Raw genomic sequence first — 13,637 nt, 5'->3', positions numbered from 1 at the left:
CTCACTCATTTTTTGGGCCTTTTTCGGCATCAACTTCATTATAAAAACAGCCTTTTCCGGTAATGGCCAGCAACGGAGCAATAATCAGGTTGGCCAGGGTGGTTAGTTGCCAGAACCAGTATTGCTCAACGGCAACCCCCAAGGTAGCGGCTATAAAGACTCCCGTTGTGGTCCAGGGAACACTATTTTCAAGCATGGTTCCGTAATCTTCAATCGAACGGGAAAGCACTTTTCGTGGAATGCGGTGTTGGTCATACTTTTTGGCAAAAGCATCGCCAATAATAAAGCTGGTGGCTGTTTGATTAGAAGTAGTCACATTGGTGAAACCTGTAGCGACTAAAGAAGAGATAATGACAGACGGCCTGTTTTTAGCAAAAGAAAAGAGTCTGTCTACAATTCTTGGCATGGCATTAATCATATCTATGGATCCCACGAATACAAAAATTATTATGGCGATCATAAAAGCGAAGCTCAACTCATAAAGTCCACCGCGCGAAAAAAGGGTTACAATACTATCCGGAACCTCTTTCATCCAGCCAGCCATAGAAGTTTCAAAGCCTGTGTTTAAGGTTTTAATCACATTTTCCAGACTATAGTCTTGTAGAATGATAGCCAGTAATGCTGCTACAATAGAAGATGACAACAGGGTTGGCAAAGTGCCTTTTTTCCTTATTGAGCCATACAGTACAATGAGGGGAGGAATAAACAGCAGGGGGCTAAAATGGAACATTTGCTCAATGGCCGATAAGGTTTCTTCAACCTTTGCATTATCCACTTCTCCGGAATCAATCGGGTTAACCAGCCCCATAATGAAGTAAACAATCAGAGCGAAAAGAGCTGCCGGTAAAGTCGTGTTCATCATAGATCGGATGTGTGCATATAAATCGGTTTCAGCGGCCATAGCGGCCAGGTTGGTGGTGTCGCTAAGTGGAGAGATTTTGTCTCCGAAGAAGGCACCCCCAACAATGGCTCCAGCAGTTATGGCCAAATCGGCATTTACTGCCTGTGCAATACCAATCAGCACTACTCCTATGGTGCCAATGGCTCCCCAGGAGGTGCCGGTGAGTGTGGAGAAAATAATCGGAATCAGAAAGGCCAGCACGTAGAGGTAGTCCGGGTTAATGAGTTTTATACCGTAATAGATAAACATGGGTATGGTTCCGCAAACAATCCATGAGCCAATGATAATGCCTATGGCCAGCAAAATAAGCAGAGCAGGTAGCCCCTTTGCCTGCTTTCGGACAATGGACTGAAGGATGTCTTCCCACTTAAAGCCCATAATAAGCAATTGGGCGATGGCAAAAACCGAAGATATGAGAAACACAATTTCTAAGGGGAAGGCCTCCTGATTGAGAAACTGAGGCCTGAGAATAAGCCCATAGCCAATCATAATTGAAAGAAATGCTACAGGCAAAACGGCATGATAAAACTTAACCTCGGGCTTTTTTGTAGAATTCATAAGCAAAAAGTGCCGAGAAGATAGTGAGACTGCCTAAGAATAAAAATTGCTAAGCCGGAATCGGTTATACCCTGCTGCCGAAGCAAAGATAAAATCACAGATCAGTAATTGCCGAGTAGGATAATGCAGGGTAACCCACCGGGCGGGAGAGCAGCGGTTACTTACTGTTTTTAATAAACTGTTTGGCGAGTATGTTTAGCCTGGCACGATAAGGCACTACAGTGCCAATACGCTTATATAGCCGGGGAAAGAAACCGGGAATAACCACTTGCCGGCCCTGAAGCATTTTGTCTAGGGTATATTGAGCCACTTGCTGCGGGCTTCGGCTGGAGAGTCGGGCCATTAGTCCCAGTTCCTTTTCGCGCAACATCACATCCGGATTGGTAGGTACCGATGCCGGGCACAGTACTGTAATGCTCACCGATGAACCTTCCAGCTCTTTGTTGAGAGAGCGCGAAAAGGAAAGCACGAATTTTTTACTGGCCGAGTATATTCCTTTAAAGGGGATGTCGTAGAAGGCGGCCATACTGGCTACGTTAATGATATTGGCCTTCGGAAGGCTCATCATCATAGGAAGAAACAGGTGGGTTAAACTAACCAGCGAAACCATGTTTAGCTGCATTTGCCCTTCATAAAATTCTGAAGGTCGGCTCACAAAGGGGCCAGAGTTGCCCAGGCCGGCATTGTTAATCAGTAAGTCTACAACGTAGCCTTTTTCCTGGCACCAGTTGAGAATCTGTCTTGGAGCTCCCTGTTCCATAAGATTAATGCCCAGGTGATGGAAAGATAGGTCTGTGTATTGGCTGCTTAGCTGGTTGGTTACCTCCTCAAGCTTTGGTTCAGGTAAAGCCACCAAAAGCACGTTTTTACCTCTTGCGGCACATTCTTCGGCAAAGGCTTTTCCTATTCCGTTGCTAGCCCCTGTAATTAGGGCATATGTTTTATTTGCCATTCTTTAGCCAGTTCACAGTTTCTTCAATTCCTTTTTTTAGCGGAGTAATCTCATAGCCCAGTTCCTTTTGTGCTTTTTCGCTGGAGACCCTCCATTCATAGAGGTATTTTTTTACCCAGCCCGGAGTAATCATTGGCTGACGCCCAAAGTTTTCGGCCATAAACAGCTGGATTTTGCCAAAGGTGAGCATGGCTCCCAGTGGCATTTTATAGAGCTTGTGTCTCTTGCCTCCAATTTCGGCAATGGTGTCGAACAGCTCATGGTAGGTAGCATCTTCTCCTCCAAGCAGGTAGCGTTCGCCCGGCCTGCCATTGGCCATGGCCAGTTTGTGGCCATTAATTACATCTTCAACATACACGTAGTTTCCGGTGCTCATTCCATCGCCAGGCATAAACTTCCATTTGCCTTCAATGTATTGCTTCACCAGTTTGGTCACAGAGTTACTCACATTGAGCGGGCCCGGACCATATACACGGGTGGGATTTACTATAACCACGTGCTGCCCTTTTTGTACATACTCTTTTATTCGCAGTTCCGATTCATACTTGGAGCTTTCATAAGGCGTAAAGAAATCTACCTTGCGTGGAGTGTCTTCATTCACCGGGCCATCTATGGCCGGTCCGATAACTCCTGCCGTAGAAGTGACCAGGGTTTTTTTAACACCTTGTGTTTTTGCAGCCTCCAGTATGTTCAGGGTGCCATCTATATTCACCCGCTCAAAGGTATTGTCTTTGGCCCATACACTGGCAAAAGCCGCCAGGTGATACACCTCATCGCAGCCTTCCATACCTTGCAATAGGGCTTCCTTAGCAAACAAGTCGCCTTCAACCATAGATATACGGTCGTGCTCCAGATTTTTGGCTTTTGCTTTTGAACGAATTAGAGCTACTACCTCGTGCCCTTCATCGGCCAGGTTTTTGGCTAATTTCTGGCCTATAAAGCCAGTGCTTCCGGTAATGAAGATTCTTTTCGGCATTAGATCACTTTCATTTCAGGGTGATGTTTCAAAGAGAAAAAGAAGTTAGACAAGGCCAACGTTATGTGGACGAAGAAAGCCACCCAAAAGGTTCCGGTAGTTAGGGTAATAAGGCAAAGCACAATACCCAACGGAATAGCACCAATGGTTTCTTCTAAATTCTTAGGTACATGTACCAATGCATATATGGCAGCATTGAGCACTATAGCAGGCCACTCACCCATTAGCGGCACGGTGGCAAAGAGCAACAAGCCTCTAAACATGAGCTCGTAGCCAAAAAGATAGGCCACCCAGGTAAAAGCATTGGTAGCCACCATTGGCTTGGTCCATTCCTTTTCGCGCACGTTGGGGTAAAAAGCCAGATTCTTCTCCTTTTTGGAGTTAAAAAAATTCATGGGAATAGTAATGGTCGCTAGTCCCAAAATCCAGGCCAGGCTAGTGCCGTGGTTTTTAAAGGCCACGCCATAGTCTTCAGGTGTTTTTCCCATAACCATCATCATTATAATAGCCGGAACAACACCTATGCTCATAGCTCCCAGGTAGCGTGTCATCCATAAGAATTTGGTATTGCCTCTTTCGGCTCCAAAACGGCCCTGATACTTGTTTTTAATTTTAGTGGATATCGATACAAAGTGATAAAGACTAAAACCAATAGTAACCAGCGCAAAGGCAAGAATAGGTTCCAAATATTGTGGGTTCCAGGCGGGAATATTCATGAAGTCGGGTTCAGATAGTGGGCAAAAATAATAACATCTGATAGATTAAGGCAGCCTGAGGCGCTAATTAACATTGAAGAGGCAGTGTAAGGACTGCGAAATGACTGGTGAGCACCGAAACCAGCGACAAATTGATTTTATTGCACTTAATTTGAAGAGATAATTGCAGACTATGAGAATAATTGTTGGCATACTACTTTTGCTAAGTGTAGGAGTTGTTAGGGCGCAGGAAATTAGTGGCGAAGAATTACTAAAGCGGGCCATTCAGTTTCATGATCCGGGCAATCGTTGGTCCACCGCTTCTGTTAAGCTCATCATAGATATGCAAGCCCCTAACCGACCCGTACGAAGAAGTGAGGTGTCTATTAACAACTCGAAAGGCTCATTTTACTTGCGAATGTTGCAAAGAGGACAGCTTTTGGAGTGGATGGTAGACGGGCGCGACTCCACTGATTTTCGGGTAGACTTTTTACCTCCGGCCGACTCTCTTCAGGCCGATTCCCTAAGTTTGACTCCTGAAAGAGCCAGAAGGTGGAGGAATTATTATTCCTACCTCTACGGACTACCCATGAAGTTGAAAGACCCGGGTACCCGGATCGATCCTACGGTACTAAGAACCCAGTTTGCCGGCCTGGAAACTTTGCAGCTAAAGGTTAGTTATGATGCCCAAGTGGGTAAAGACACCTGGTACTTTTATTTTAAGCCCGAAACTTATGAGATGGTTGGTTATCGGTTTTACCACAATGAGACAGCCAATGATGGAGAATACATTGTGCTGGAAGGCATGGAGATTAAAAATGGCCTGCGTATTCCTAAAAACCGCACCTGGTACACCAATGCAGATCATACACTTTTAGGCACAGATTACCTGGTTGATCTTAAGGTGAACGAGAAGTAGGCTTATACCTAGTTCTTCTTTTTCTTTAAGGAATTGATGAAGTTGGCCCATGCAAAAGGATTGAGCAATGGGTTGGTTCTTGGCCCCGATGAATATTGCAAATTCTGGAATTGCTGATTCATCATGTAACGGTAGTTCATGCTCGAAGAACCTTCCAAAGGCATGGTTCTCACCAGTTCCCGAATAATTTCAGGCTCATAGCTGTTCAGTACATTTTCTTGCTCACGGGTAAGGTTCATGGCGAGAATGGCCTCTTTAAAAAGTTCTTCCGTTGGGAATGGGTTAACCTCAATATCGGCCAGTTGGGTAACTTCTTCTTCTAAGGCGAAAATTACGGTTACTCTATCACCCACCGAATCGGGTACTACCACTTTTCGGTTTTTGAAACCAATAGCACTAATAGTAAGCGTATCTCCGGCCACAAAGGCCTTGCTAAACCAGCCTCTGAAGTCGGTAGGAATACCCCGGCCACGTTCGTCATAAATATGAACCCCGGGTATGGTAATGGTACTGTCTGCGTTCATCACCAAACCCGAAACCTGAACAACATGTAACTCAGAAGGCTGTTGCGCTTTGCTTTGCAAGGATAGCATGAACAAACCGGCAATGATGAATAGAACTTTGTAGTAAGAAGATTTTTGCAGCAGCATAATATTGTTTCAAACGTAAAGATAGCCAATTAGATATGACTCTTCACTTCCCTTGCTTTTACAAACTTAACAAGCAGTTGAGGAAAATTGATTGGTGTATTCGATTAATTCTCCCCAAATTAACAAGAATTAACCGGCCATGCGACTTAAGAATTTTAGCTTATCCTTTGGCAGCCAGATATTTAAATCCGTTTCGGAAGAATCGAGGATTCGTATCTTACATTTACTGTACCGTAACGGAGAGCTGACGATTTCCGATTTGGAGCATATTTTGGAGTTTACTCAAACCAAAACCTCAAGGCATGTAACCTATTTAAAGAACTCCGGAATAATAAGTGCGCGCAAAGTAGACCAATGGGTCTTTTATAGTTTGCGCGAAGAGGTAGAAGAAATAGTACATCGCATTTTTGAGTTTTTGGTGAAAGATACTACGCTGCAAAAAGACCAGGAAACGTATGAAATTTTGGCATCTAATCGCGAGCTGGCTCAAAACCGTTTTCAAAACAGAGTCTTCTATAAATAACCTTGAGTAAGTACCAGCATATTTTTTTTGATCTGGATCATACCCTTTGGGATTATGATGCCAATGCCGCAGAAGCCTTGCATGAATTGTATGAGGTGCACAAACTGGAACAGCTTGAAGCCTTTACAAAACAAGATCTTGTGGCCATGTTTTTTGAGGTAAACCACAAGTTGTGGGATTTGTATAATCACCACCGCATTGGAAGAGCAGATATTAGAAAGCGCAGGTTTCCTGAGATTTTTCATAAACTGAGGGTGAGTCCCGAACATTTACCCGCAACTTTTGAAGAAGAGTACGTGGCGCTGGCACCTACCAAAAGCAGGTTGTTCGATTACGCCACAGAAGTGCTCGACTATTTATCGGCCAGGTATAAGCTGCACCTTATCACCAATGGTTTCGATGATATTCAACATACCAAGCTCAGATCTTCCAATCTTACACCTTATTTTCAACGTGTTATAACCTCTGAGTCTTCGCGCTCGCGGAAGCCTAATCCCCGAATTTTTGAGGTGGCCTTTGAACTTACCGGAGCCGATTGCTTCAATTCCATTATGATTGGCGATAACCTCGACTCGGACATAGCAGGGGCCAAGCGGGTAGACATGGACCATGTTTGGTTTAACCCAACACGAATGGCTACAAATGTGGCAGTGCAACACGAGATATCGAACCTTCTTGAGCTTAAAAGCATTCTCTAATCACGGATAGGTTTTGCTTCCGTAGGCGAACTCTTATATTTGCCGCTATAGAAATGTATAACCCTAAAAAGTAAACTATGGCAACCGGATTTTTCAACGTTCCAGTAGCAAAAAACGAACCTATATATAGCTATGCTCCGGGCTCTCCAGAAAGAGCCAAGCTCAAAGCAGCTATTGAAGAGGCGCGTTCAAAACAAATAGATATTCCCATGTACATCAATGGGAAAGAAGTGCGCACCGATAAAAAGAAGCCGCTTTCTCCTCCCCACGATCATCAGCACATTTTAGGGTATTTTTCTGAAGGAGATGCCTCACATGTTCAGGCATCGATAGATGCTGCCATGGCAGCCAAAAAAGATTGGGCCAACATGAGTTGGGAAAATCGCGCCAGCATCTTCTTGAAAGCTGCCGAGTTGATTGCCGGTCCGTACCGTTATAAAATGAATGCAGCTACCATGTTGGGGCAGTCTAAAAACGCTTTTCAGGCCGAAATTGATTCGGCTTGTGAGATTGTAGACTTCTTGAGGTTCAACGTGCAGTACATGACGGAGATCTACAAGCAACAGCCAGAGTCTTCAGCAGGTATCTGGAACCGCGTAGAACAAAGACCATTGGAAGGCTTTGTGTTCGCACTTACTCCATTCAACTTTACAGCCATTGCCGGTAACTTGCCAACAGCTCCGGCCATGATGGGGAATACGGTAGTTTGGAAGCCGGCTTACACACAAATCTACTCTGCACATGTGCTTATGGAGGTGTTTACCGAAGCGGGTGTACCTCCGGGGGTCATTAACCTTTTCTATGTAGACGGACCCACTGCCGGAGATGTGATTTTTAAACATCAGGACTTTGGTGGTATCCACTTTACCGGTAGCACAGGCGTATTCCAGCACATTTGGAAAACTATTGGTGAGAATATTTATAAGTACAAGTCGTACCCTAGAATTGTGGGAGAAACAGGCGGAAAAGACTTTATAATCGCCCACGAGTCTGCCCATGCCAAGGCCGTTGCTACGGCTATTTCACGAGGTGCTTTTGAATTCCAGGGGCAAAAGTGTTCGGCTGCTTCAAGAGCTTACATTCCGAGCAACATGTGGGAAGAGGTAAAAGGTTATGTAATAGAAGACCTTAAAACCTTCAAAATGGGAGGTACAGAAGACTTTACCAATTTCATCAATGCAGTAATCGATGAAAAGTCTTTCGACAAAATTGCTAAGTATATTGATGATGCCAAGGCAAGCGATAAAGTAGAAGTGATTGCCGGTGGTAACTATGACAAATCTAAGGGTTACTTCATTGAGCCAACCGTATTGTTAACTACCGACCCGAAGTACACCACCATGTGCGAAGAAATATTTGGCCCGGTAATTACCATCTATGTGTATGAGCCAAAAGACTTCGAAGCCACTTTGAAGTTGGTTGATGAGACTTCTCCATATGCATTGACCGGAGCCATCTTCTCGCAAGACAGATATGCGCTAGAAGTAGGGGTGAAGGCCCTGGAGCAATCTGCGGGTAACTTCTACATCAATGATAAACCAACAGGAGCAGTTGTAGGTCAGCAGCCATTTGGTGGAGCCAGAGGCTCAGGAACCAACGACAAGGCCGGTTCAATGATCAACTTGCTCAGATGGGTGTCTCCAAGATTAATCAAGGAAACATTCGTTCCACCGGTAGACTATAGATATCCTTTCTTAGGAGAAGATTAATAACGAATAAGTAGGGCCGTCTTAAAAGCCTGGTTAGCGTCACCCTGAACTTGTTTCAGGGTCTCTAGATAGCTGACAATCAAACTAACAGATTCTGAAATAAATTCAGAATGATGAGGTTTGAAGCTTTTAAGACGGCCTTCTTTCTTTTATAACTTTTCCAATGCATTTAGGCCAAAGCCTTTTTTTTGAAACTTGGGCGGAGGCGACTTATCTTGATAAAAGCATAAAGGCTTCATTATTGTGTGGGTTTTCATGAAAAGAGGTTGGAGTACTTATGAGTGAGCGTTTCTGAATTAAGGTGCTTCAGAGAAATGTAGTTGAGCCTGCAACTTGAAATACCTATGATCTTGTTCGTCCGAAGAATCAATAGAGCTCTATTCTTAAAATACTGAGAAGAAAATCGCTTTCGCTTACTCAGGTCATTCAGCTATATTGAGGATGTTGAAAAGAGCCATTGCCTTAACCTTTCAATTCTAAGCCTTGAGAAAGGCTAAACATCGAATTGTGAGGGCAGTTCAAGAACTGAAGTAGATAAGTATGGAAATAACCCGGGCAGAACAGTATTTAAGAAAAGATGCGCCTATTCATTTGGCTGACCTCACGGAAGAAAGTGCGGCTACATGGGGCAAAATGACACCTCAGCATATGGTGGAGCATCTTATTATTACCTTTAAAATGTCAGTGGGTAAAATCAATATTCCCATTGTAACTCAAGAAGAAGAATGGCCGGCCACCAAGGCATACTTAATGAAAGATAGCCCGATGCGCAGGAATGTGCCTTCTCCGGTAGGAAACAATGAGCTGTTGCCTTTGAGGTTTCCCGGCTTACACACGGCTAAGACCAAGTTGCTCGAAGAAACATTATCTTTTCTGGAATTTGCACGGGAACAGCCCGATTTTATAGCCAACCATCCTTTTGGAGGGCCTATGAAAGCCAGCGAATGGCTACTTTTTCATCGCAAGCATTTCAAGCACCACTTTATTCAATTCGGACTAATTGAGGATTATGTCAAACGATAGACACTATACATTTTTGGCAGAGGTTTTTCAGGCTGCCCCAATCAACCAGAGAATTTTTAGTGGCTCTGAGCTCAGGCTTTCAGAGGGCTCGGCAGAGTATCGACTGGCAGTAAAAGAAGACTTCTTTCATGCGGCCATGGCCATGCACGGGGCCGTATATTTTAAGATGCTGGACGATGCCGCGTATTTTGCGGCAGCTACGCTTGAGCAGGAATACTTCATTGTTACCAAGAGCTATGAGATTCACTTTGTTCGTCCGGTTACTGAAGGGCAGCTTACCGCCAGAGGCACGGTGATTGAAGCCAGAGAAGGAGAATGGCTGGCGCAGTCAGAGATTATAAATGAGCACGGAAAGGTGGTAGGAAAAGGGCAAGGGCTGTTTGTGCGTAGCCGCCAGCGCTTTTCTGATATACAGGGATCATAGCTCAAGATTAACCATTATCCGTGTGTCCTTAACGTCTAGTAATTTGCCTTTGTGGCTGCCGGTCAATATTTCGTAAACATTTCTTTTTAGCTCTTTAGAAGCCAGCTCACAAAAATGAACCTTGAATGTTTTCCCTAGTAGATTGAGATTCTCCTCCGAGTACCATCGATCGTTCGATTGGGCCCTTATCAACTTTACTTCCATAGCCGTATTGATAGGGAAAGGTATTGTTTCAATATCAATCAGAATTCAATGAATAATGAATTGATTGTTAAGGTATTCCGTTGAGCCAGAGTATGTTCCTTTAGGCATGTAAACGCACAAAGCCTGTAACTTTAAAGGTCGGGCTGCGTCTTTAAGTCATCAACAAACTATAAGGTCATCATGAAAAAACTCATCTCATTTTTTTGCCTTTGTCTGGTGGGCACCACCTCATTGGCACAATCTAAAATTACCGAAAAGGAACTTCTTGGAGAATGGCGCATGGTCATAGACATCGACTTAGATGAAATAGAGCGCGATTTGGAGGATGAAAACTGGCTGGCAAGAAAAATTGCAGGTTCTGTCACTGGTTTAGTATCTGACATTCTGGAGGAGATTGATATCAAGATGGACTTTCGCGATAATGGAGAGGTCAAAATAATGGTCAGGGCATTTGGAGAACGAGAGGTGGAGTATGCCGAATGGAGAATAACGCGCGAAGGAGAATTAGAAATCTTTGACAATGACGACAGGCGTTGGAAGAACAGGCATGTAAACTTTGGCCATGACGATGACGTGTGGCTGATGGACAAGGGAAAAATTGTTCAGTATGAAAGAGGCTCAAGGGGCCGATTGGAGCGAGGAGATGTTTATCTGGAGAAGGTTAAGAAAGACTGGTAATAGCTCCCCAAAGTATCTTGCTGCAACTCCGGTCATGGAGTTGCAGCTTTTTTTGTACTAGCCAAAGAACCTGGAGAAAGTACCAAATCCACAAGCATAGCCAACTCCCTGCCATCAAGATATGGTCGTATGCTTGTGTTTACTCAAGTACTTATTAGACGAATACAACGTATAGAATTACACCTGTAACTTGTTGGCCGACCTCGGTTGCAAAGTTTGAGGGTATTAGCTAACCAGCGGACTTAGCCGCTCTCGCGTATCAAAATCCATTTGTGCAATCTTTTCGAGATTGTGGTTTTTAAAGAAGTGTTCTCTAATCTCTAAAAGCTCATCGTATGGCCCCCTGGGAGCCAGTATTTTCACAATTACGGGCGAGCATTCCAGCATTATAAACAGAGCTATAATAAATATGTTGGCCCAATAGATGGCTTTGTTTTCCAGACTAATCTGCCGGAGTGCCTCCAATTGGGCTGCCATACCATTCCAGGGGTTTCGTTGAATACCGGCCAACTCCATGTTTTGCTTTTGCCTCAGCGCGGTGAGCTCACCTTGCAATGCTTCTATTTTGGGAGAGTTGGTAGCAATGCTCAACTCCAGTTCGGTCTGTGCCCTGTCGGCATCGGCCTTTTTTAACTGATAAATTGGCCCTGCATTTCTTTGCATAGAGCCTCCCGTACCATCGGCTTCTTGTCTGGCCAGGGTTGCAAGTTCGTTGCGTTTAGCCCGTTTGGCTTCTATTTCTACTTTCAAAGTATTGATCTGCTCCTGCAGAAGTGATGCTTGTTGCTGGTAGCGTTGGTCTATGGTGGCTATTTCTTTCTGGTAAATGGTTTCTTCCAACAGCACCAGTTTTCGGTCGATCTCTTTAGAAAAAATCTTGAGTTCCAGTGGCTTGGAAATTACGATGGCCAGCATAACCGCCAACAAAATTCTTGGACTAGCCATGAATAACTCATGCCACCGACCCTTACGGTTTTTCTTCATGGTAGAGACAATAAACCTATCGAGGTTGAAGATAACACAACCCCAAAGAAGCCCGAATGCAATGGCCCATCCGCTGTGAGAGAAAATGGTATGAAAGGCATAACCTCCGGAAAGTGCAGCAAGCAGGCCGGTAAAAAATACGGTGGCTCCAATGCCGGTAAATTTTGAGGCTTCGGTAGGGCAGCGCTTTAAAAGCGACTGGTTGGCTCCGGAGCAGAACCAAAAGAAATGCTTGAGGGAATTCATACGTTGAGTTTTTGACTTGGTGTAGTCAATAACGGAACGCGTTTTAATATGTTGTAATAATTAGTACCTTTTTATGCAAGGTAGCTAATACAGGCACATCACATAAGTGCTGTGGGGTTACTTATAAACCATACTGATCAATCAGGTAAATAAGTGCAGCCATGGATGCGGCTCCAAGTTCCAGTTCTCTTTGATTAACGGCTTCAAAGTTATCGATAGGAGTGTGGTGGTATTTGAAGTACCGTTGACTATCGGGCAAATAGCCAATAGTTGGTACATCTTGGGTTCTAAGCGGGCTTATGTCTGCACCACCACCGCCACGTTTAAACTGAAAAAGCCCATATGGTTCAAAAAGAGATGCCCAGCCCAGCAATTTATTCTGTTGGGACTCGGTGCCGGTAATACCAAAACCAACCGGTAAAAAGCCGCCACGATCTGATTCGAGTGCCGCAATGTGCTTTTCGTTGTTCTCTGCTGCCAATTCGGCATACTTCCTTCCTCCTCGCAATCCATTCTCCTCATTCATGAACATTACGGCCCGTATGGTTCTCTTGGGTCGGTAGTTAAGGGCTTTGAACAGTCTGAGTACTTCTATGGATTGTACACATCCGGCACCGTCATCGTGAGCACCCTCCGATAAGTCCCATGAGTCCAGATGACCACCCACCACAATGATTTCATCGGGAAACTGCGTTCCCTTTATTTCTCCCACCACATTGTATGAGAGTACATCTTCATGCATCTGGCTATGAGTCTCGAAATAGAACTGCAGTTCGGGGTCATCATGGAGCAAATCACTCAGAAAATCGGCATCGGCAGTGCTTATGGCCACGGCCGGAATTTTAGGCACGTTTAGGCCGTAGTTCGTACTTCCGGTATGCACAACACCATCTTTATAAGAGCTTAGTGAGCGCACAATAACCCCTATGGCACCATACTTGGCGGCTTCTGTCGGGCCACTACCTCGTTGGTTTGAAGCTCCGCTATAGGCCGAAAAAGTATCCAATAGCCGCGGATCCATAGGGCGATTAAAGAAGACGATTTTTCCTTTGATGGTTTTCTCTCCCAGTTCTGCCAGTTGTTGAAAGTCTTTGACCTCTATAAGCCTTCCCAGTGTTCCTTTTGGGCCTGTACCTACCGAATTGCCAAGGGCTGTTACTTCAATGGGCATTGACCCATATTTTTTGGAGTTAACAATTCTTCCTTTTTCAACCTCCCCTCTTTCCCAATGAGGCACCATTACGGGCTGCAGGTACACGGTGTCGAACCCGTAGGCCATCATCTGTTGCCTGCTCCACTCTACGGCTGCGGCCGCTTGCGGAGAGCCGCTCAACCGGCCGCCAATGTTTTTGGTAAGGTATCGGAGCATTTCATAGCTCTCTCCCTTTGCAAGGGCTTCATCGTATATTTTTCGAATAAAGGCTGCGTCTTTTTCCTGGCCATGTACGGCTGTGGCTAAAAGCAGTAAAAGGGAAAGGAGCATTATTCTTTTCATGG

General features: G+C 44.7%; 14 protein-coding genes. 7 read left to right on the top strand and 7 right to left on the bottom strand.

The annotated features are described in order from the left end of the window. Position 1 precedes the first annotated feature (1 nt). The 4 genes from B3O12_RS14815 to B3O12_RS14800 all read right to left on the bottom strand — a co-directional run bounded on the left by B3O12_RS14815 (position 2) and on the right by B3O12_RS14800 (position 4,103). Entirely contained in the window at positions 2–1,459 is a 1,458-nt protein-coding gene (locus B3O12_RS14815) for a Na+/H+ antiporter NhaC family protein (RefSeq protein WP_286756862.1), read from the bottom strand. Positions 1,460–1,616: 157 nt separating this feature from the next. Next, positions 1,617–2,411, bottom strand: a complete 795-nt coding sequence (locus B3O12_RS14810) for an SDR family NAD(P)-dependent oxidoreductase (RefSeq protein ID WP_189628413.1) — start codon at positions 2,409–2,411, stop codon at positions 1,617–1,619. Continuing rightward, positions 2,401–3,387: an SDR family oxidoreductase gene (locus B3O12_RS14805; protein WP_286747378.1), complete on the bottom strand. Its 987-nt coding sequence runs from the start codon at positions 3,385–3,387 to the stop codon at positions 2,401–2,403. Before B3O12_RS14805 ends, B3O12_RS14810 begins: the two co-directional genes overlap by 11 nt. Then, complete coding sequence (locus B3O12_RS14800) at positions 3,387–4,103, bottom strand: CPBP family intramembrane glutamic endopeptidase (RefSeq protein WP_286756861.1); 717 nt, start codon at positions 4,101–4,103, stop codon at positions 3,387–3,389. Before B3O12_RS14800 ends, B3O12_RS14805 begins: the two co-directional genes overlap by 1 nt. 172 nt (positions 4,104–4,275) lie before the next feature. Here B3O12_RS14800 and B3O12_RS14795 point away from each other — a divergent pair, with 172 nt between their 5' ends. Continuing rightward, positions 4,276–5,001: a DUF6503 family protein gene (locus B3O12_RS14795; protein ID WP_286756860.1), complete on the top strand. Its 726-nt coding sequence runs from the start codon at positions 4,276–4,278 to the stop codon at positions 4,999–5,001. A gap of 8 nt (positions 5,002–5,009) precedes the next feature. Here the strand turns inward: B3O12_RS14795 and B3O12_RS14790 are convergent, their stop codons facing one another. Beyond that, positions 5,010–5,651 carry a hypothetical protein gene (locus B3O12_RS14790; RefSeq protein WP_189628409.1) on the bottom strand — a complete coding sequence of 214 codons (642 nt, stop codon included), beginning with the start codon at positions 5,649–5,651 and terminating at the stop codon, positions 5,010–5,012. Between the two features lie 139 nt (positions 5,652–5,790). Between B3O12_RS14790 and B3O12_RS14785 the strand changes: the two genes are divergently transcribed. The 6 genes from B3O12_RS14785 (at position 5,791) to B3O12_RS14760 (ending at position 10,910) form a co-directional block, all read left to right on the top strand. Beyond that, positions 5,791–6,174 carry a metalloregulator ArsR/SmtB family transcription factor gene (locus B3O12_RS14785; RefSeq protein WP_189628408.1) on the top strand — a complete coding sequence of 128 codons (384 nt, stop codon included), beginning with the start codon at positions 5,791–5,793 and terminating at the stop codon, positions 6,172–6,174. A 2-nt stretch (positions 6,175–6,176) separates the two neighbouring features. Beyond that, the gene (locus B3O12_RS14780) at positions 6,177–6,872 is read left to right on the top strand and encodes a YjjG family noncanonical pyrimidine nucleotidase (RefSeq protein ID WP_286756859.1); all 696 of its coding nucleotides are present in this window, start codon (positions 6,177–6,179) and stop codon (positions 6,870–6,872) included. 77 nt (positions 6,873–6,949) lie between these two features. Further along, complete coding sequence (gene pruA / locus B3O12_RS14775; protein WP_189628406.1) at positions 6,950–8,581, top strand: L-glutamate gamma-semialdehyde dehydrogenase; 1,632 nt, start codon at positions 6,950–6,952, stop codon at positions 8,579–8,581. Positions 8,582–9,121: 540 nt separating this feature from the next. Further along, positions 9,122–9,604, top strand: coding sequence for a hypothetical protein (locus B3O12_RS14770; RefSeq protein WP_286756858.1), 483 nt, complete (start codon positions 9,122–9,124; stop codon positions 9,602–9,604). Further along, on the top strand, positions 9,591–10,028 hold the full coding sequence (locus B3O12_RS14765; protein WP_286756857.1) for a PaaI family thioesterase: 438 nt from the start codon (positions 9,591–9,593) through the stop codon (positions 10,026–10,028). Before B3O12_RS14770 ends, B3O12_RS14765 begins: the two co-directional genes overlap by 14 nt. 384 nt (positions 10,029–10,412) lie before the next feature. Beyond that, positions 10,413–10,910, top strand: a complete 498-nt coding sequence (locus B3O12_RS14760) for a hypothetical protein (protein ID WP_286756853.1) — start codon at positions 10,413–10,415, stop codon at positions 10,908–10,910. A gap of 225 nt (positions 10,911–11,135) precedes the next feature. Here the strand turns inward: B3O12_RS14760 and B3O12_RS14755 are convergent, their stop codons facing one another. Both B3O12_RS14755 and B3O12_RS14750 read right to left on the bottom strand, forming a co-directional pair. After that, positions 11,136–12,140 carry a DUF4407 domain-containing protein gene (locus tag B3O12_RS14755; protein WP_286756851.1) on the bottom strand — a complete coding sequence of 335 codons (1,005 nt, stop codon included), beginning with the start codon at positions 12,138–12,140 and terminating at the stop codon, positions 11,136–11,138. A 121-nt stretch (positions 12,141–12,261) separates the two neighbouring features. Then, positions 12,262–13,635 carry a M28 family peptidase gene (locus B3O12_RS14750; RefSeq protein ID WP_286756849.1) on the bottom strand — a complete coding sequence of 458 codons (1,374 nt, stop codon included), beginning with the start codon at positions 13,633–13,635 and terminating at the stop codon, positions 12,262–12,264. Positions 13,636–13,637 lie beyond the last annotated feature (2 nt).

The sequence above is a fragment of the Roseivirga sp. UBA838 genome (genome assembly GCF_002296035.1).
Taxonomy (GTDB): Bacteria; Bacteroidota; Bacteroidia; order Cytophagales; family Cyclobacteriaceae; genus Roseivirga; species Roseivirga thermotolerans.
This window is presented reverse-complemented; position numbering and strand designations above follow the sequence as displayed.

Excerpts from the sequence above, each read along its gene's own strand:
- B3O12_RS14805 (WP_286747378.1), bottom strand. The coding sequence starts at position 3,387 with ATGCCGAAAAGAATCTTCATTACCGGAAGCACTGGCTTTATAGGCCAG.
- B3O12_RS14755 (WP_286756851.1), bottom strand. The coding sequence starts at position 12,140 with ATGAATTCCCTCAAGCATTTCTTTTGGTTCTGCTCCGGAGCCAACCAG.
- B3O12_RS14785 (WP_189628408.1), top strand. The coding sequence starts at position 5,791 with ATGCGACTTAAGAATTTTAGCTTATCCTTTGGCAGCCAGATATTTAAA.
- B3O12_RS14790 (WP_189628409.1), bottom strand. The coding sequence starts at position 5,651 with ATGCTGCTGCAAAAATCTTCTTACTACAAAGTTCTATTCATCATTGCC.
- B3O12_RS14800 (WP_286756861.1), bottom strand. The coding sequence starts at position 4,103 with ATGAATATTCCCGCCTGGAACCCACAATATTTGGAACCTATTCTTGCC.
- B3O12_RS14765 (WP_286756857.1), top strand. The coding sequence starts at position 9,591 with ATGTCAAACGATAGACACTATACATTTTTGGCAGAGGTTTTTCAGGCT.
- B3O12_RS14750 (WP_286756849.1), bottom strand. The coding sequence starts at position 13,635 with ATGAAAAGAATAATGCTCCTTTCCCTTTTACTGCTTTTAGCCACAGCC.
- B3O12_RS14770 (WP_286756858.1), top strand. The coding sequence starts at position 9,122 with ATGGAAATAACCCGGGCAGAACAGTATTTAAGAAAAGATGCGCCTATT.
- B3O12_RS14815 (WP_286756862.1), bottom strand. The coding sequence starts at position 1,459 with ATGAATTCTACAAAAAAGCCCGAGGTTAAGTTTTATCATGCCGTTTTG.
- pruA (WP_189628406.1), top strand. The coding sequence starts at position 6,950 with ATGGCAACCGGATTTTTCAACGTTCCAGTAGCAAAAAACGAACCTATA.
- B3O12_RS14760 (WP_286756853.1), top strand. The coding sequence starts at position 10,413 with ATGAAAAAACTCATCTCATTTTTTTGCCTTTGTCTGGTGGGCACCACC.
- B3O12_RS14810 (WP_189628413.1), bottom strand. The coding sequence starts at position 2,411 with ATGGCAAATAAAACATATGCCCTAATTACAGGGGCTAGCAACGGAATA.
- B3O12_RS14795 (WP_286756860.1), top strand. The coding sequence starts at position 4,276 with ATGAGAATAATTGTTGGCATACTACTTTTGCTAAGTGTAGGAGTTGTT.